At 34.5% G+C, this 18,558-nt stretch carries 18 protein-coding genes and 1 other annotated feature; of the genes, 3 read left to right on the top strand and 15 right to left on the bottom strand.

Going from position 1 to position 18,558, the window contains the following annotated elements:
• Positions 1–239: 239 nt before the first annotated feature.
• From MY490_RS05410 to nadB, 4 genes are all read right to left on the bottom strand, one after another.
• Positions 240–2,687, bottom strand: a complete 2,448-nt coding sequence (locus MY490_RS05410; protein ID WP_248268311.1) for a LysM peptidoglycan-binding domain-containing protein — start codon at positions 2,685–2,687, stop codon at positions 240–242.
• Positions 2,688–2,899: 212 nt separating this feature from the next.
• Entirely contained in the window at positions 2,900–3,994 is a 1,095-nt protein-coding gene (gene nadA, locus MY490_RS05405; protein ID WP_432707066.1) for a quinolinate synthase NadA, read from the bottom strand.
• A 39-nt stretch (positions 3,995–4,033) separates the two neighbouring features.
• On the bottom strand, positions 4,034–4,861 hold the full coding sequence (nadC, locus tag MY490_RS05400; RefSeq protein ID WP_248268309.1) for a carboxylating nicotinate-nucleotide diphosphorylase: 828 nt from the start codon (positions 4,859–4,861) through the stop codon (positions 4,034–4,036).
• A 12-nt stretch (positions 4,862–4,873) separates the two neighbouring features.
• A complete protein-coding gene (gene nadB, locus MY490_RS05395) occupies positions 4,874–6,355 on the bottom strand; it encodes an L-aspartate oxidase (protein WP_248268308.1) in 1,482 nt (493 codons plus the stop codon).
• 114 nt (positions 6,356–6,469) lie between these two features.
• Between nadB and MY490_RS05390 the strand changes: the two genes are divergently transcribed.
• Together MY490_RS05390 and MY490_RS05385 are read left to right on the top strand one after the other, a co-directional pair.
• Entirely contained in the window at positions 6,470–7,624 is a 1,155-nt protein-coding gene (locus MY490_RS05390) for an IscS subfamily cysteine desulfurase (RefSeq protein WP_432707038.1), read from the top strand.
• Positions 7,625–7,638: 14 nt separating this feature from the next.
• Entirely contained in the window at positions 7,639–8,175 is a 537-nt protein-coding gene (locus tag MY490_RS05385; RefSeq protein WP_248268306.1) for a transcription repressor NadR, read from the top strand.
• 458 nt (positions 8,176–8,633) lie between these two features.
• Here the strand turns inward: MY490_RS05385 and obgE are convergent, their stop codons facing one another.
• From obgE to MY490_RS05355, 6 genes are all read right to left on the bottom strand, one after another.
• Positions 8,634–9,920, bottom strand: coding sequence for a GTPase ObgE (gene obgE / locus MY490_RS05380; protein ID WP_248268305.1), 1,287 nt, complete (start codon positions 9,918–9,920; stop codon positions 8,634–8,636).
• A 15-nt stretch (positions 9,921–9,935) separates the two neighbouring features.
• Positions 9,936–10,478, bottom strand: coding sequence for a Spo0B C-terminal domain-containing protein (locus tag MY490_RS05375; protein WP_129688073.1), 543 nt, complete (start codon positions 10,476–10,478; stop codon positions 9,936–9,938).
• 253 nt (positions 10,479–10,731) lie between these two features.
• Positions 10,732–11,022, bottom strand: coding sequence for a 50S ribosomal protein L27 (gene rpmA, locus MY490_RS05370; protein WP_025672162.1), 291 nt, complete (start codon positions 11,020–11,022; stop codon positions 10,732–10,734).
• A 16-nt stretch (positions 11,023–11,038) separates the two neighbouring features.
• Positions 11,039–11,374, bottom strand: coding sequence for a ribosomal-processing cysteine protease Prp (locus tag MY490_RS05365; RefSeq protein WP_056472574.1), 336 nt, complete (start codon positions 11,372–11,374; stop codon positions 11,039–11,041).
• Positions 11,375–11,383: 9 nt separating this feature from the next.
• On the bottom strand, positions 11,384–11,692 hold the full coding sequence (gene rplU / locus MY490_RS05360) for a 50S ribosomal protein L21 (protein ID WP_025672164.1): 309 nt from the start codon (positions 11,690–11,692) through the stop codon (positions 11,384–11,386).
• Positions 11,693–11,705: 13 nt separating this feature from the next.
• Positions 11,706–11,783, bottom strand: a sequence feature (ribosomal protein L21 leader region).
• A gap of 61 nt (positions 11,784–11,844) precedes the next feature.
• Positions 11,845–13,302 carry an Rne/Rng family ribonuclease gene (locus tag MY490_RS05355; RefSeq protein WP_248268304.1) on the bottom strand — a complete coding sequence of 486 codons (1,458 nt, stop codon included), beginning with the start codon at positions 13,300–13,302 and terminating at the stop codon, positions 11,845–11,847.
• 206 nt (positions 13,303–13,508) lie between these two features.
• Here MY490_RS05355 and MY490_RS05350 point away from each other — a divergent pair, with 206 nt between their 5' ends.
• Entirely contained in the window at positions 13,509–14,075 is a 567-nt protein-coding gene (locus MY490_RS05350) for a glycosyltransferase family A protein (RefSeq protein ID WP_248268303.1), read from the top strand.
• 641 nt (positions 14,076–14,716) lie between these two features.
• Here MY490_RS05350 and MY490_RS05345 read toward each other — a convergent pair.
• From MY490_RS05345 to mreD, 5 genes are all read right to left on the bottom strand, one after another.
• Entirely contained in the window at positions 14,717–15,577 is an 861-nt protein-coding gene (locus MY490_RS05345; RefSeq protein WP_248268302.1) for a site-2 protease family protein, read from the bottom strand.
• Positions 15,570–16,340: a M23 family metallopeptidase gene (locus MY490_RS05340; protein WP_248268301.1), complete on the bottom strand. Its 771-nt coding sequence runs from the start codon at positions 16,338–16,340 to the stop codon at positions 15,570–15,572. Before MY490_RS05340 ends, MY490_RS05345 begins: the two co-directional genes overlap by 8 nt.
• Before the next feature lie 166 nt (positions 16,341–16,506).
• A complete protein-coding gene (minD, locus tag MY490_RS05335; protein WP_097978915.1) occupies positions 16,507–17,301 on the bottom strand; it encodes a septum site-determining protein MinD in 795 nt (264 codons plus the stop codon).
• Positions 17,302–17,303: 2 nt separating this feature from the next.
• Positions 17,304–17,990: a septum site-determining protein MinC gene (gene minC, locus MY490_RS05330; RefSeq protein ID WP_088014420.1), complete on the bottom strand. Its 687-nt coding sequence runs from the start codon at positions 17,988–17,990 to the stop codon at positions 17,304–17,306.
• Positions 17,991–18,037: 47 nt separating this feature from the next.
• Complete coding sequence (gene mreD, locus MY490_RS05325; RefSeq protein ID WP_098426875.1) at positions 18,038–18,556, bottom strand: rod shape-determining protein MreD; 519 nt, start codon at positions 18,554–18,556, stop codon at positions 18,038–18,040.
• Between the last annotated feature and the right edge of the window lie 2 nt (positions 18,557–18,558).

Genomic DNA, 18,558 nt, shown 5'->3' with positions numbered 1-18,558 from the left:
AACCCTCCCTTTAATTACTGCGAATTGTAATACTAAAGATGTATTACAAAGTTAGGTTGGCCTTTTTAGGTGGATTTTAAATTGTTAATTGATGGTTTGAAACTCAATTTTAAGTAAAAAACTAGCCTTTAAAGGCTGTTACATGTGAAATAAATTTCTACACCAATTATTTCCTGTATGAAAAAGTTAAAATAAAAAAAAGACGATTAGAAAATAATCGCCTTTTTAAATAAGATTCTTTATTGTTCATCTTCCTCGAAATATGGCACTCCATATGAAGACTGATTTTGTGCATAAGGAGTAAATAATTGCGAATTTGGATCAAAATAAGGTTCTGATGCATCACGATACATCGGTGTCGGTCCAGTAGCATACGGTGAAACAACTGGTCCGCCTTGGAACTTTGGATAATCCATAGCTGGCAATGTCTGTGGGAAATTTTCATTTGGTCCCATATACGCCGGCAATGTTTGTGGGAAGTTTGCGTTTGGTCCCATATATGCTGGCATTGTTGCTGGGAAGTTTGCGTTTGGTCCCATATATGCTGGCAATGTTTGTGGGAAGTTTGCGTTTGGTCCCATATATGCTGGTAATGTTGCTGGGAAGTTTGCGTTTGGCCCCATATATGCTGGTAGTGTTGCTGGGAAGTTTTCATTTGGCCCCATATATGCTGGTAATGTTGCTGGGAAGTTTGCGTTTGGTCCCATATATGCTGGTAATGTTGCTGGGAAGTTTTCATTTGGTCCCATATATGCTGGTAATGTTGCTGGGAAGTTTTCATTTGGTCCCATATATGCCGGCATTGTTGCTGGGAAGTTTTCATTTGGTCCCATATATGCTGGTAATGTTTGTGGGAAGTTTCCGTTCGGTCCCATGTATGCCGGTAATGTTTGAGCTACATTTGGATTCGGTCCCATATATGACGGTAATGTTTGGCCTGTATTTGGATTCGGTCCCATATATGACGGTAATGTTTGGCCTGTATTTGGATTCGGTCCCATATACGATGGCATTGTTTGCCCAGTATTTCCTGGCATTGGTGCTGGTAATGGAGTTGGCATCGCAGTTGGCGGAACTGGTGCTCCTCCAGTCGCTCCTGGTGCTTCTCCAGTTAATCCTGGCAACATCGGCATAGCTCCAAAACTCGGTAATGTTGGTAATGCTCCTCCTTCTCCTCGTGGATAGTATGGGTAACCAGCATTTGGTCCCATATATGCTGGTAATGTTTGTGGGAAGTTTGCGTTTGGTCCCATATATGCTGGCATTGTTTGTGGGAAGTTTGCGTTTGGTCCCATATATGCCGGCATTGTTTGTGGGTAGTTTTCATTTGGTCCCATATATGCTGGTAATGTTTGGGCTGCATTTGGATTTGGTCCCATATATGCTGGTAGCGTTTGGGCTGCGTTTGGATTTGGTCCCATATATGCTGGTAGCGTTTGTGGGTAGTTTTCATTTGGTCCCATATATGCTGGTAATGTTTGGGCTGCGTTTGGATTTGGTCCCATATACGCTGGTAATGTTTGCGGTACATTCGGTCCTGAGTATGCTGGAAGTGTTTGTGGTGCATTTGGTCCCATATATGCTGGCAATGTTTGTGGTGCATTTGGTCCCATATATGCTGGTAATGTTTGAGCTTTATTTGTAGCTACTGGTGATACTTGTGCATTTGGTTTTCCTGTTTCCGCTGGCGATACTTGCATATTTGGTTTTCCTGTTGATACCGGTGACACTTGCATATTTGGTTTTCCTGTTGATACTGGTGACACTTGCATATTTGGTTTCCCTGTTGATATTGGTGATACTTGCATATTCGGCTTTCCTGTTGATACTGGTGATACTTGCATATTTGGTTTTCCTGTTGATATCGGTGATACTTGCATATTTGGTTTTCCTGTTGCTACTGGTAAGACTTGCTCTTTCCCTTTTCCAGTTGAAACTGGGGATACTTGCACATTTGGTTTTCCAGTTGATACTGGTGATACTTGCATATTTGGTTTTCCTGTTGATATCGGTGATACTTGTTGATTTGGTTTTCCTGTTGATACTGGCGATACTTGTTGATTTGGTTTTCCTGTTTCCGCTGGAGATACTTGCGGATTTGGTGTTGACGGAGAAACTAATGATCCTGGGAAGTAGTTCTTTTTCTCTGACATGCTTTGTCCTCCCTTGGTGTTCACATTTGATTTATTATCATTTATCGGATTTTTAACTGCCACTGGCGAAACAACTTGCGGTATGTTCGCATTTGGTTTTCCAGTTTGAACAGGAGATACTTGTTGATTCGCATTATTTGTCGCAGGTGATACAGTCGGTTTCGCAGGTGGAATAGGTACCTGAATTACAGGTTTTACTGTCGGTGTAACCTCTACATTAATATTCAAATTATTATCAACTGGCTTTGTATTCGGTAAGACAGTAGGTTGTGTCTGAGCTACAGGTTGAACATTTCCTTCTTCTACCTCCAAAGCAACACTTGGCTTAGGTTCTTTAGGTAGCTGTACCTCCTTTTTAGAACCTAATGGGGCTGGTTTTTCTCCCCTTTCTGGCACTTTTATTTTCATGCCAGGATAGATCATATCTGGATTACTTAGTTGGGCATTTAATTTAACTATCTCTTCATAGTCGATGTTATATTTTTGAGCAATGCTCTTAAGGGTATCGCCCTTTATTACTATGTGAATTCTCACCTTTTCCCCTCCTGACCAATTGCCTCTACGTTGGATTGTACATTAGTACCTCACAACAATGTATGTCTGAATATTTGTATTTATGATAGAAGGTATTTTAATTTATGACGAGTAAGCTTGTATAAGTATTTACTTTTTTCTTGTTTTTTCTATAAAAAAATCATTTAGCTCAGATTCCAACTAAATGATTTTAATTTTTTGCTATTTAATTTTTAAGCAAGCTCAAGCATTTTATCTAATGCCTTAACTGCATCTTTTGCAGTTTGTTTATCAACTGAAATAATATTTTGGATGTTACCTTTTTCTATATTTTCTAAAGACCATAATAAATGTGGTAAATCGATACGATTCATCGTTAAGCAAGGACACATAAATGGATTTAATGAAATGATCTCCTTATCTGGATGATTTTTAATAATTCTTTGAACTAAATTCATCTCAGTTCCAATTGCCCACTTACTTCCTGCAGGAGCAGCTTCAATTTGGTCAATAATATATTTAGTAGATCCATTGTCATCACTTGCAGCGACAACTTCTCTAGAACATTCTGGATGCACAATAATTCTCATATCTGGATGATTTTTTCGTACATTCTCGATATTTTTCACTGTAAAATTCTCATGAACAGAGCAGTGACCTTTCCAAAGTATTACTTTGATGTTATTTAGCTCGCCCTCATATTCTAAGGTGTCCGTTATTGGGTTCCAAATCGCCATATGCTCTAACGGTATCCCTAATTCAAATGCTGTGTTTCTACCTAAATGTTGATCAGGTAGGAACAATATACGTTCTTTTTGTGTGAAAGCCCACGAAACAACTTTTTTAGCATTAGATGATGTTACGGTTGCACCATCATTTCTACCGACAAACGCTTTAATAGCAGCAGTTGAATTAACATATGTTAACGGTAAAATTGTGTCTCCGAAAAGCTTCTGTAACTCTACCCACGCACGATCAGTTTGATGGTGATCTGCCATATCAGCCATTGAACAGCCCGCTCTCATATCAGGTAAAATAACAATCTGCTCTTCTTCCGTTAAAATATCTGCTGTCTCTGCCATAAAATGCACACCACAGAATACAATATATTTTGCTTTTTTATTATTAGCAGCAACTTGAGCAAGTTGTAGAGAATCTCCAGTCGAATCTGAAAAAACTACAACTTCTTCCTTTTGATAATGATGACCTGGAATGAAAAGAGCATCACCTAATCTCTCTTTTATATCTTTTACTCTTTTTTCCATTTCCTCAGTTGATAATGTATAGTACTCATCAGGAATTTGATATCCTTCATTTTTTTGTATCATATCTAAAACGTTCATTGTCCCCACTCCAATCCCACTTTATTACAAATAGAAGCTTATATCTAATGCTTTTGCTGAATGTGTTAAACAGCCTAAAGAAATAACATTTACACCACAGTTTTGAAAATTTGCTAAATTATCTAAAGTAATTCCACCAGAAGCTTCCGTTACAATTGTTTCTGGAACAAGCTTAACGAATTCTTTTATTTCATCTGGAGTACGATTATCAAACATAATGACATCCGCACCAGCTTCAATAGCTTGAAGAACTTGATCTTTGTTTTCAGTCTCGACCTCAATTTTGACCATATGTCCTAATTTATTTCGTAATGAATCAACTGCATTTTTAATTGAACCTGCGTAAGCAATATGATTATCTTTCAGCATCACTGCATCATATAAACCGAAACGATGGTTCGCTCCTCCGCCACAAGTAACTGCATACTTATCAAACAAACGTAAACCTGGTATCGTTTTTCTTGTATCGACAAGTTTGATTTTCTCGTCATTTAATGTTTCAACTGCTTTTGATGTAAGCGTTGCAATCCCACTCATTCGTTGTAAAAGATTAAGCATCACTCTTTCACCTGATAATAATACTTGAACTGGTCCTTCTACTTCTGCAAGTAGCTGCCCTGCCTGAACAGATTCACCATCTTTGACATATAGTGTTACTTTTATATCTTCATGAAGTAATTTATAAGTTATTTCGATTAAATCAGTACCCGCAATTACTCCATCTGCTTTTGCAAGTACTTTTCCAGTTGTTCTTTCATGCATTGGAAAAATATGAATTGAGGATAGATCCCCTTCCCCAATATCTTCTAGTAAAAATTGCTCAATCATTTTTTTAGCTTTTAATGTATTCATGAATTTCTCTCCTCAAATATTAGCTGGATGATCTATATATTCTAGAAAATGTGAGCCGATGCTTTCTTTTCTTCTTATTGCAGCTTCTGCAATTAGTTTCCCAGTAATTAACATATTGTATCTTTCTATTTCCTCTTTGTTCATTGGGCGTAAATCATCTGTTTTAGACTCTAAGAAGTAAGAAAAATAGGTAATTGCTTTATTTAAATCGTCTTCATTTCTTACAATACCGATATACTTCATCATTATTTCTTTAATTTCATCTTTTGTAGGTAACGATCTATATCTTGGTATCATGTATTTAGGTGGATTGTCATTTATTTTACCTAAAGGAAGGTCAGCAATAAATTTCGCAACCTTTTTTCCAAACACAATCCCTTCCAATAAAGAATTACTAGCAAGTCGATTTGCACCATGTACACCTGTACAAGCAACCTCTCCTACTGCATACAATCCTGGAATTGTCGTTTCTCCGTTTGCAGATGTTTTTACTCCACCCATGTGGAAATGTGCGCCTGGAACAACAGGAATCAATCCTTTTTGTAGATCTATTCCATTATTAATAAGATTGGCTGTAATTGTTGGAAAACGTCGTTCAAATCCATCAATCATTTCGATCGATAAATAGATTTCTTCCCCGTTTAGCATTTCATTAAAAATCGCCCTACTAACAACATCTCTTGGTGCTAAATCTTCAAAAGGATGAATTCCTTTCATAATCCGACGTCCAGTTTTCGTTACTAAAAAAGCTCCTTCACCTCTAACAGCTTCAGATATCAGACCTTTACATGCCCCATTAATATAAAGCATGGTAGGATGAAATTGAATAAATTCCAAATCAGCCATCTCACAACCCGCTCGATATGCCATAGCAATTCCATCTCCGGTTATGGCCTTATTATTCGAACTAAATTGATACATTGCCCCAATACCGCCCGTTGCCAGAAGTGTTGTGTTTGCAAAACAGGATTCTAATTCCCCATTTTCATTAAGTATATAAACACCCTTACATATTCCATCTTGTATGATTAAATCAATTACCATTTCATTTTCAATTATGGTTATTTTATCTTTTATCCGTGCATAAACGGTTTCAACTAAATGCTTTCCAGTGGCATCTCCGCCAGAATGTAAAATTCTATTTTTCTGATGCGCCCCTTCTCTACCAAGATGAAACTGACCTAATTCATTTTTATCAAACTCCATGCCTATAGAAACTAGATCTTTCATAGACTTTGTTCCGTTCTTTACTAGTTCTTCTACTGCTTCTATATTATTTACATTACAACCCGCTTCGAGCGTATCTTGTTTATGAAGTTCCCAAGAATCATCATCAGACATTACAGCTGCAATTCCACCTTGTGCAAGCATCGAATTGCTGTCCCAAACTTTCTTCTTTGTGAATAGAATCACATTTTTAGACTGACAAATTTCCTCAGCAGCCATTAAAGCAGCAATCCCACTGCCAATAATGACAACGTCTGCAGTTCGCATAGTTGCCCCCTCCATTTACAGTACATCTATTTAAATTTTATCTTATAGATAAAAAAGCTGTCTTGACACCTATATTTACATATATTTAAACTAATGACAAGAAATTTTTTTTTAATGCGTAAAAAAGGAGACTTTAATTTGATTTATTTAGACTATGCTGCAACAACTCCAATGAGTGAAGAAGCCATTGAGACATTTGTCACTGCCTCTAAAAATTACTTTGGAAATGAGCGAAGTTTACATGATATTGGCTCAAAGGCATCACTGTTACTTGAAGCATGCCGCAAGCAATTAGCAGGATTTATAAATGCTAGCCCCGCTTCAATTTACTTTACAAGTGGAGGAACTGAATCAAATTTAGTTGCTATTAAAACCCTCTTGAAGAGTACAAAAAAAGTCGGAAAACACATATTAACCACAACATTAGAGCATTCTTCAATAAGTAATTATTTAAAGGTATTGGAAGAACAAGGATATGAAGTATCTTATTTACCAGTTACAAAAAGCGGGATTATCTCATTAGAAGTGATTAAAAATGCAATTCGTGAAGATACTGTATTAGGAATTTTTCAACATGTAAATTCTGAAATTGGAGCTATTCAACCGATTAACGAGATTGCAAATTTATTTTATTCTTCAAATATTTTACTTCACTGCGATTGTGTACAATCATTTGGAAAAATAGCAATAGATGTTTCAAAATATGAAATTTCAAGTCTTAGTATTTCAGGTCATAAATTATATGGACCAAAAGGTATTGGTGCCCTCTATTTAAATCCTAAATTAACTTGTCAACCAATCTATCCCGGTACATCTCATGAAAGTGGGATTCGTCCCGGTACTGTAAATGTGCCAGCAATTGCATCATTCGTTACGGCAGCTGGGCATATAATAAAAAATCAAGACGAAGAGCAAAAGAGATATCACTATTTAAAAAATGTTTTAATATCACAATTACAAGATGTTCAACAACTTGTAAAATTTGAAGGTTCTGATGAAGAATGTATTCCAAATATAATTGGTATAAGGATCATTGGACTTGAAGGTCAGTTTGTCATGCTTGAATGTAATCGACATCAATTTGCCATTTCAACGGGAAGTGCTTGTGCAATTGGCATGCAAAAACCTTCAGAAACAATGTTAGCAATCGGAAGAGATCCTCATGAGGCAAAACAATTCTTCAGAGTCTCAATTGGGAAGCATACAACAGAAGAAGACTTAATCAAATTTTCGTCTGTGTTAAAATTAATCATTAATCAAAATTTTTAATCGAGGAAATTTATATGAATAAAAAACTTTTAGGGGAAGAAAGAAGAAAGAAAGTTTTACAATGGTTAAAGGAGTCTGAATCGCCCTTATCAGGCAATTCCTTAGCTAAAAGAGCAAATGTTAGTCGACAAGTTGTTGTAGGTGATATAACACTTTTAAAAGCGAAAAATGAGCCTATTCTAGCAACTGCACAAGGTTATATTTATATACATCCTAATAAGAAAACGGACAAAATTAGAAAAGTAATCATTTGTCACCATACAGCTGAAGAAACTCAAAAAGAACTAGAAATATTAGTCGATCACGGTGTTACAGTTAGAGATGTAATGGTTGAACATCCCGTCTATGGATATATCACAGCCCAATTACAAATTGCGAACCGTTATGATATAACCTTATTCCTCCAAAAAATGGGAGAAACGAGCTCTGTCCCTCTGTCTAATTTAACAAATGGAACACATCTTCATACGATAGAGGCAGATCGTGAACAGCAGCTAGAAAGTGCAATCTTACAATTAAAAAAAGAAGGTTTTTTGGTAGACATGCCATAAGTGAAGGTTTAAAAGATTGAAAAAGGTGATAGTAGATTTCTTTGATTAACCAATAAGGGGTTGTCTCATGTGGTAAGGGACATATGGGCATCCTTTTTTTATGTAGAACAGGGGTATCTAGAACAGGGGTATCTCAGTCAGACTTTAAATTGTAGTTGATGTTTTCAATCTTGTTATGATCATTTCAGCAAGCTTTCATCAATTCTCAAGTCGAATTAGGAATAAAATTGCTCCTTTCCCATTTAAAGGATCTTATTTTTGTACAATGTGAAGTCATAATACCTTTACTAGTATGGGTAAAACTTTATCTCATTTGCGATTCTTGGAAATTTATTTGTAGTTTTGTTAAGTTTAATTGCCATTCTCGAATTTTAATTGCAATTTTGACAATTTCAATTGTGATTTTCCGAATAAATAAAAAAGAGGGTGCCCAGGACCCTCTTTTTATACAGAAATTATTAATCAATAAATTCGAATTCATATTCAGAAATTTTAACGATATCACCGTTTTTCGCGCCACGTTGACGAAGCGCTTCATCAATCCCCATTCCACGCATTTGACGTGCAAATCGACGAATTGACTCTTCACGTTCAAAATTAGTCATTTTGAATAGTTTTTCAAGCTCTTCACCTTTAACGACGAACGTTCCATCACTTTCACGAGTAATCTCAAAAGTAGGTTCTTCTTTTTGATATTTATAAAGAACTCGTAATGGTTTGTCTTCCTCTTCATCATGAAGTGGGAATTCTGGAGTTGTTTCAACTAAATCTGCAACTGTAAATAATAAATCACGTAAACCTTGACGTGTTACTGCAGAAATTGGGAAAATTTGAACTTCATCTCCAACTTGTTCTTTAAACTTAATTAAGTTTTCTTCAGATTCTGGGATATCCATTTTATTCGCAACGACTACTTGAGGTCGTTCAGTTAAACGTAAATTATATTCTTTTAGCTCTTGATTAATTGTTAAGTAATCATCATATGGGTCTCTACCTTCAAGACCTGACATATCAATTACATGAACAATTACACGTGTTCTTTCAATATGACGTAGGAATTGATGCCCAAGTCCAACACCTTGATGTGCCCCTTCAATTAACCCTGGTAAATCGGCCATTACAAAACTACGATTATCTTCAGTTTCTACAACTCCTAAATTAGGAACAATTGTTGTAAAATGATATTCAGCGATTTTTGGTCTGGCAGAACTTACAACAGATAATAATGTTGATTTACCAACACTTGGGAAACCAACTAGTCCAACATCAGCTAAAACTTTAAGTTCTAGTTTAATGTTTCTTTCCTTACCTGGCTCACCATTTTCAGCTATTTCTGGAGCCGGATTTGCAGGCGATGCAAATCGACTATTTCCACGGCCTCCACGGCCTCCTCTTGCAATAATAGCTGTTTGACCATCCATTGTAAGGTCAGCTATTAATTCACCTGAATCTGCATCTGTTACAATCGTCCCAGGAGGTACTTTTACAATCATATCTTCTGCATTTTTACCATGTTGATTTTTAGACATACCATGTTGACCACGATCTGCTTTAAAATGACGTTTATAACGGAAATCCATTAATGTTCTTAAACCTTCATCTACTATAAATACAACATTAGCTCCCCTACCACCGTCTCCACCAGCAGGGCCACCTTTTGGAACATATTTTTCACGACGGAAGGCTACCATACCATTTCCACCGTCTCCACCTTTTACATATATCTTGACTTGATCAATAAACATATATCCACCACTCTTTTATTTTTCCATTTTAAATTCGATACTGCACTCTTCTGTCTCACAAAAATATGACATCATTCTAATTTTTGAGCTGTCATTTGATGATGAAACAATCCACTTCAACATATCTTCTTTCTTTGTTAGTTTACCTCTGAAGTCAAAAAAGAAACTAACTGTTTTATCATTTATTTCAATTGTTAAACTAACAAAATTCTCCTCATAAATATGTACCCAAGATTCTAGTTTTTCTAAAAAATTTTGAATCCATCCTGTCATCACTTCGTCTAAATTTTTAAGCGAACAAGGTTCCCCTAAAATTTCATAATCTAGTACAATTGTACGAGGCTTCCAGTTATAGGTAATGATAAATTCTGCAAACTCTGGAATTTGTAACGAACAAATTTTAGCTTCATTTAAAGAATCAGCTACAATTTTCGTAATCGTTTCTTCTAGTTGGTCGGATTGACCTGTGGCCATGTATCCTTTTATTAATTGAATTCGATTTAACCAATCATGACGTGAATGTCTTAATACCTCTAGAACGTCCCATTTCTCCTGCATTGTATTCTCCTATAGGTTTTTTGGTATTATTTATGAAGGTAATAAAAAAGTTAGACTCGGCATTTTGATTGATCATTTTGATAGTCTCAAACTAGTGTGTAGCTTGTAAAATGCCGAGTCTTTGGAGCATATTGTTTGAGAGGTTGCTCTTACAACACCTTTTTCTATGTTGAAAAGCAATTATTATTAAATAAAAATGTCTTAAGTACAGAAAAACTCTAACCTAAAAGGTTAGAGTTTCTAAGTTAGTTTCTTAAGCTTCTTGAGCTACAGGGTATACACTTACTTGTTTGCGGTCACGGCCTAAACGTTCGAATTTAACTACGCCATCAACCTTCGCAAATAATGTATCATCTCCACCACGACCAACGTTTACACCTGGATAAATCTTAGTGCCGCGTTGACGGTAAAGAATTGAACCACCAGTTACGAATTGTCCATCAGCACGTTTAGCGCCAAGACGTTTTGACATTGAGTCACGACCGTTTTTTGTAGAACCTACTCCCTTTTTAGAAGCAAATAACTGAAGATTTAATTTTAACATGGTTACACCTCCTGTTTTACTCGTTTATAGTGACATAGTCACCGTAACTTGCAGCGATAGTTTGTAAAGATACGATCATCGCTTCAAGGATAAGTTGCGCTTTTTGCATATTATCTTCATTTAAATCAATCGGTAATTGATACTTCAAGAAACCTTTCTTTTCATCAATCACTGTATTTAATTCCGAATCTATACGGCAAATTGCTTCCAAAGCATTTACAGTTCCTACTGAAACTGCTGATATACCGGCACAAACAATGTCAGTCCCAGCATCAGAAAAAAATGCATGTCCACTTATTTTAAAGGAACCTATACGTCCATCTTTTAAACGTTCAATTGTTATTTTAGTCATTACTTAAAATTAAGCGTTGATTTTTTCGATAACAACTTTAGTGTAAGGTTGACGATGACCTTGCTTACGACGGTAGTTCTTTTTAGATTTGTATTTGAATACAAGAATCTTTTTAGCTTTACCGTTCTTTTCAACTTTTGCAGTTACAGTAGCTCCTTCAACAGTTGGGCTACCAACTTTGATGTTTTCGCCACCTACGAATAAAACTTTGTCGAATGTTACAGTTTCACCTGCGTTAGTATCAAGTTTTTCGATGTAGATTGCTTGACCTTCTTCAACTTTGATTTGTTTACCACCAGTTTCAATAATTGCGTACATAATTGCACCTCCTCAATAGTCTAAGACTCGCCACCAATAGGCATGCTAAAAATAGCAATTTAATACCTATTATGCGCGGTTGTAGCACGGGTGCGCTACAAACAATAACATTATGATGTTACCATGACGCATGTCGAATGTCAACAACTACTTCAGTTAATGATTGTTTCTAAATAGCTTGTTATTTCCTTGATCGTACCAGTTCTAACTATATTATAAAATGGTGTTTTTGAAGATATACTTTTTAAACCGATTTTTATAAACATTGCTTTTTCTAGTCTTTGTACATGATTATTTTGCTCACCATTTAACGCTTTTGCGACATCCTCACTACATTCAACAAGTAAAGCTTCAATATCACGACTTGTAGAGAGCTCCCAAAGCGCTCTTTCTAGCTCAAAAACTGTCTGAACTGTGTTTTTTACAAGCCCACTACCATTACACACAGGGCACTTTTGATGTGTTGCTTCAATATGTGAATGAGCTGTTCTTTTGCGTGTAAGTTCAAATAAACCAAGGTCTGAAAATCCAAATAGCTTTGTATATGCTCGGTCATTTTTAAAGGCTTCCTTTAATTGATCGCCTATACTTTTTTGCTGTTCAACAGACTTCATATTTATAAAATCTATAATAATCATTCCACCAATATCACGAAGCCTTAATTGGCGAACAATCTCAATTGCAGCTAATTGATTTGTAAAATAAACAGTTTCTTCACGATTATTTTTCCCGCTAAATTTACCCGTATTTACATCGATCACTGTCATAGCTTCAGTTTGCTCGATTAATAGAAATGAACCATTTTTTAACCATACAATTTGTTTAAAGGATTTCTCTATTTGTTCTTCAATATTAAATGCCACAAAAATATTTTCATTTCCTCTATAACTACTTATTTGAAGATCTTCAGGTAAATAATTTTTATAAGCAGCTAAATCGTCAATGATTAATTCACTGATTGTATCTCTAGGATGTAATTTAAAAAACTTATTAAACAAGGAATTTGCTTCCCATACACAAGTAATTTTTTTAAAACTTTCATTTTTTAATGACTCATAAAATGTTTGAAAGCCTTTTAACTCATTTAAAATCACATCTGATTCAGCATTTTCACATGAAGATCTGAAAATTAACCCCTCATTCTCACTAGTGTAATCTCGGCCTAATGAGTATAATTTATTTCGTTTCGATTCTTTTTTTATTTTATTTGAAACAGCAACTTGTTTTGTAAGAGGGAAATATACAACGTAATCACCAGAGAACTCAAGATTATTTGTAAGCTTAGGACCTTTCTCATCAAACGCATCCTTTATGACTTGAACTAAAATATATTGTCCCTTTTGGAACTTTTTTCTTATTAATTCGTCTTTATTGATATCAGATTCTTTACCCTCGATTGTATCTTCGAATCTCATGAAGCCATTTTTATTTAAACCAATATTTACAAAAATTGCATTTAATTTTGGCATTACTTCTTGGATTTGTCCTACGTATATATTCCCTACATATGTATTTTGGTCTGCAGAAGAAAACCATTCAACTAGCTGGTCATTTTCAGTTACAGCAATTCTTTTCTCTGAATGTTTTACATTCATAATAACTTTCTTCAAATTCATCTTCCTAACTATGTATAGTATCTATCACATTTTATTCATTTAAATAGAAAAAAGCTAGTTAATACAAACTAATTAGTTTGTCTACTCACATGAATATTAGAAATTGAATATTATATTAAGATTTCTCTTACGTTCTTCTTTACTGAAACGTTTTTTTACCCTTTCTTTTACTTAATTCTGATTTAGATAGGAGCGATTATATGGATATAATTCTATCAATTCTTATTCCAAGTGTCCCCGAAAGAATGGGGTATTTAAATCGTATTATTAATGAATTAGATAAACAGAGTCAAACATATCCTGTTGAAATATTAGTACTTTTGGAAAATAAAAAAAGAAGCATTGGTGAAAAAAGAAATGTTCTAATTGAGCAAGCAAAAGGAGATTATGTAGTATTTATAGATGACGATGATCGGATAGAACCAAATTATATCGAATTATTGTGCTCAGCTATCAATGAAACACCAAATGTTGACTGTATTGTATTTGACGTTTTAGTAAATTTTAATAACCAATATTCTAAGGTTTGTAAATATGGGAAAGAGTTTGCACATGGGGAAGATGAAAATTATTATTATCGAAAACCAAATCATTTGATGTGCTATTCAAAAAAGATTGCCTCGACACATAAATTTCTTAACATCAGTTTTGGAGAAGACGATGAATGGGGCAGACGAGTTTCAAACGATATAAAAATTCAAAAGAGGATCCCTTCTATATTGTATTATTATGACTATATTCCAAAAGACTCCTCGTGGTATGTATAGTAAGAATTGAATAAAATTAATTAAAAAATGGCCTCACAGAGTGTTAAAATATAAAATCGTCTAGGGATAACGGACTTTAATTGAACATTAGATAATGATAAAATTAGCATTTTTTTATAATCCTTTTAATGGTTTTAACTGTTAGTATGTTTGACCAATTTCATTATTTCAATAGAAATGATTTTTTTAGAAGTTAAAAATATTATGAGCTTTTTTTAGAAAACAAATTCGATTGTTTAATTTAATAAATGTTCAATATTAATTGATCTACAATCTGATTAAACTTATATTACTCTAAGTAAAGGCTTTTTGATTAGGGTTTATCTCAGACATTTTTTGATGAATAAGTTGATTGGAATGGAGGGATGCTCGACTCCTATGGGATAAGCGGGAAGGCTGAGACCCCGCAGGCTTGCCGAGGAGGCTAAAGAATCTCGCCCCATGGAAAGCGAGCATCCTGTAATGGAAATCAACATCACTCTACTCCTTTTACGAAAATTTGATAATTAATTGACAAGGTAATTTTTCAACAGCATGTAAAAAATGGCCTCACGTTGAGACCATTTTTTTGTGCAAACTATATCATTTTTCAAGGGGTTAAGTTCCCCATAAGCGATAAAATTTTGAAAGCAAGCATTTAACTAACTAATTAGTTCTTCAAGCGAATAGGTTGCTTTCTTCTCAGTAAAGTACGCATGTAATAATTCATTTTCATCTAACATTTGTTGGTTTTTTTTATCAAGAGAAAAAACGACGTTGTATTTATATCCTTTTTGAAAGTTAGAAAAAACTTGAAATAATTTTGTTTCTTTATTCAAGGAGATCGATTTGATTTTTTGGATATATTGTTTGTTTCCATAAAACCGTTCCATTAAAAATCGTATAACAACAAAATGCCTATTTTTCCATTCTCCCCATAATGAAACGATTAAAAATAATAGACAAACCCAAATTGTAATATTCATAGGCTGTATTATGATCGTAAGTAATGAGGATAATAATAAAAATACAAATGATGAGTACAGGCTATATATATGAGCTCTAACAAACGGAAAAATCAATGAAAATAACTGATAGATTAATTTCCCACCGTCTAATGGCCATATTGGTAATAAATTAAAACAAAGAATACTAAGATTGTAATTGATAAAAAGTGTATAAAGGTTTTCAGGCATTAAATTCATTTGTAATAGGAAGTTAGCGATTATATATAAAGTTAAATGTTGAATGGGGCCAGAGATTGTAACAATAAACTCCTCGTAAGTTGGTCGATTTCCATGTTCATCAAGATCCACAACTCCCCCAAATGGAAGTAGTGTAATTTTATTTATTCTCCAATTAAACGAAGTAGCAGCAATGGCGTGACCTAATTCGTGGCAGAAAATAATAATTGATACAAACAATACTGACCAAAAATTAGCTGTCATAATACCTATACAAGCGATTAATAAATATAGTGGATGAACAGAAATTTTGGAAGGAAGAATTAGCCATTTATTCAAATGAAATCACCTGTTTCGGATCAATAAATTTTTCCCCCATTTTAATTGCAAAATAATACGTACCTAGATTCCCTTCATCATTGGATGATACCGTTCCGATAACCTTTTTACTATCCACTTCGTCATAAATTTTTACGTTAGTTGTTCCTAATTTTCCGTACCAAGATTCTGAACCATCGGCGTGTTGAATAATGACTGTATTTCCTAAATTATCTTTCTTTCCTACAAAAAGTACTCGCCCTTTTTTGATTGACTCTACTTTTTGGTTAGCTTCAGTTTGAATCAATATCCCTTGGCCGTCCGTTTTAAAACTTTGCAGTACTTTACCACTTGCAGGAACAGCATAATTATCATTTCCAACATTCTGTTTTTGATCATTTAATTGCGGTAAAAAAGCAATTGGACTTCCAAACCGATCTTCATACCATTTTTGTAATGAAGCAAATTGAAATTCACTTTCATAAACTTGTGATAGACCATGCCGAACTTGAGATGCCATAGGTGAGTTACTTTTTAAGATGATAGCTAAAGCTAGTACAATAATTGCGCATAATAAACTTCTAAACATAAAGTTAGAGTTATTCATTATTTTCTTACCTTGCTCTTCGACTAAATCATCATAAGTATAAGTGTATCCGCCCTCAGTATTTTGCACTTCTTTTACCGGAAATTTGCTCATCAATTGATTCGGATTTCCCCATTTTTCTTCTTGTTCACGCCGTTTAGCGATCCGCTTTCTAATATCATCTACGCGCTTACTCAAAGTGTCACCTCTCCTCGCAAACTAGTTAATTAATTTATATGAATGGGTAGGACAACTTATGTGTAGATAATTTGAAAAGTGGACAAAGGATTAGGATTTTGGAAGTGATTAAAGAGGACATTCGAAAGATCGAAAAAAAGAAAAACACTTCGTATTTTACGAAGTGTTATCGGATACCAAATAATTTTTTCACTTTAAAGAAAATACTCTTTTCAGTTTCTAATGATTGTAATGGTACAGATTCCCCGAGCACTCTTCTAGCAATATTTCTATATGCAATAGAAGCTTTTGAATTTGGATTCATTGCTACAGGTTCACCACTATTGGTTGCCTTAATAACGCTTTCATCATCTTGGACAATACCAATTAAATCTACAGCTAACATTGAAGTAATTTCATCAACATCTAAGCTATCTCTATTTTCCATCATATGACTTCTAATACGATTGATTACTAGTTTAGGAGGCTCAATATCCTCTTGATCCAATAATCCAATAATACGATCTGCATCACGAATTGAAGAAACTTCAGGAGTTGTGACAACGATCGCTTTATCTGCACCTGCTACTGCATTTTTATATCCTTGCTCAATACCAGCAGGGCAGTCTATTAATATATAATCATAGTCTTTTTTTAATTCATCAACAAGCTCTCTCATTTGTTCAGGAGAAACAGCAGTTTTATCGCTTGTTTGTGCAGCAGGTAATAAATATAAGCATTCAAAACGCTTATCCTTTATTAATGCCTGATGCGTTTTACAGCGACCTTCAACAACGTCCACTAAATCATAGACGATGCGGTTTTCTAATCCCATGACAACGTCTAAGTTACGTAGGCCGATATCAGTGTCAATTAAGCACACTTTTTTTCCAAACATCGCTAATGCTGTTCCTAAATTTGCTGATGTAGTTGTTTTACCAACTCCACCTTTACCAGATGTAATTACTATAGCCTCTCCCACAGTTACATCATGCCCCTTTCTAACCTTGTCAAACTAGGTCTAAGATGAGTCAGAAATTGTATGCGATCGACAATGATTTGGCTGTCTTCGTTTATATACGCGCATTCCATCTCATTGCCTTCATCACCATAATGATCCGGTGCTCTGTTCATTATGCTGCAAATTCTCAACTGCATTGGTCTCATTATTGATGCCGCAATAACTGCCTCCTTATTACCATTAAAACCGGCATGAGCAGTACCTCTTAGTGCACCCATAATAAAGATATTTCCACCCGCAATAACAGTTCCACCTGGGTTAACATCACCGATTAACAGTAAATCACCTTTCACTTGGAGAATCTGACCGGATCTTACCATTCTACAAATAGGTACAATTTCCTCCCTTTTCATCCATTCAATAGCTTCTTGCTTCGAAATCACATTACTTTCGATTGTTTCAACCACAAGATTATTCTTTTTGCGAACAATTGAACGAATAATTTCATCTTGTTCGGGAGATAAAAAACGATTTCCTATTTTTAAACGAACTGCAAGTAAAGGACGATCATTGCTCTCAAACAAGTGGGTAGACAGTCTTTCTTCAATTTCATCTACTAAAATTTGAAAAGAACATGTATCATCGAGGTGCAGTGTTAGACCATCTTTCGTTCCTTTTATTGTAACATATTGTTGCCTCTGTTCCATGATAAGTGTTCACCCCGATTGTATAATTCGACATGCACCCGAAAAATCCTTTATTTTTCCTCATTATTTTCACTAATCGTTCTTAATAATGATGAGAAAGGATATGCAAAAATTAATATAAATAGTGCATTCAGTAATAATGTCGGAAATAATCGATGATTCAAAAAGTATGTATTATTCATATTAGTAAATCCGAACAACGCATTTAATCCGTATACTAAATATTCTAAGGCTGCTGTCCAAATTAAAACAAGAATACTTCGAACGAATAAATTCGCGTAAAGTATTTTAATTGCTTGACTTATTAAAAAGATAAATAACGGAAACGCAGCTAAATATATACCTATAATCTCTGTATAAACAATATCATAAATGAATCCAAAGATAACACCATAAATAAGTGCCTTCTTCGGATTGTAATATAATGTAATAAATAATAAACCAAAAAATAAAAAATGTGGAACAATTATCGCATTGTGACCAAGAATGTTTGGCGATACAGTTGAAACATAAATATTTTCTAAAATAAACAGAAATGTTAAAAGGAGAGGTAAACCATACTTACTCATTT

Source organism: Gottfriedia acidiceleris, assembly GCF_023115465.1.
GTDB classification, from domain to species: Bacteria; Bacillota; Bacilli; order Bacillales; family Bacillaceae_G; genus Gottfriedia; species Gottfriedia acidiceleris_B.
Note: the sequence above shows the minus strand (reverse complement) of the source record. Positions and strands in the feature narration are given on the sequence as shown.

Bases quoted from the DNA above. Each gene is read 5' to 3' on its own strand.
- nadA (WP_432707066.1), bottom strand. From the start codon at position 3,994: ATGATACAAAAAAATGAAGGATATCAAATTCCTGATGAGTACTATACA.
- nadC (WP_248268309.1), bottom strand. From the start codon at position 4,861: ATGAATACATTAAAAGCTAAAAAAATGATTGAGCAATTTTTACTAGAA.
- nadB (WP_248268308.1), bottom strand. From the start codon at position 6,355: ATGCGAACTGCAGACGTTGTCATTATTGGCAGTGGGATTGCTGCTTTA.
- MY490_RS05390 (WP_432707038.1), top strand. From the start codon at position 6,470: ATGCGTAAAAAAGGAGACTTTAATTTGATTTATTTAGACTATGCTGCA.
- MY490_RS05385 (WP_248268306.1), top strand. From the start codon at position 7,639: ATGAATAAAAAACTTTTAGGGGAAGAAAGAAGAAAGAAAGTTTTACAA.
- obgE (WP_248268305.1), bottom strand. From the start codon at position 9,920: ATGTTTATTGATCAAGTCAAGATATATGTAAAAGGTGGAGACGGTGGA.
- MY490_RS05375 (WP_129688073.1), bottom strand. From the start codon at position 10,478: ATGCAGGAGAAATGGGACGTTCTAGAGGTATTAAGACATTCACGTCAT.
- rpmA (WP_025672162.1), bottom strand. From the start codon at position 11,022: ATGTTAAAATTAAATCTTCAGTTATTTGCTTCTAAAAAGGGAGTAGGT.
- MY490_RS05365 (WP_056472574.1), bottom strand. From the start codon at position 11,374: ATGACTAAAATAACAATTGAACGTTTAAAAGATGGACGTATAGGTTCC.
- rplU (WP_025672164.1), bottom strand. From the start codon at position 11,692: ATGTACGCAATTATTGAAACTGGTGGTAAACAAATCAAAGTTGAAGAA.
- MY490_RS05350 (WP_248268303.1), top strand. From the start codon at position 13,509: ATGGATATAATTCTATCAATTCTTATTCCAAGTGTCCCCGAAAGAATG.
- mreD (WP_098426875.1), bottom strand. From the start codon at position 18,556: ATGAGTAAGTATGGTTTACCTCTCCTTTTAACATTTCTGTTTATTTTA.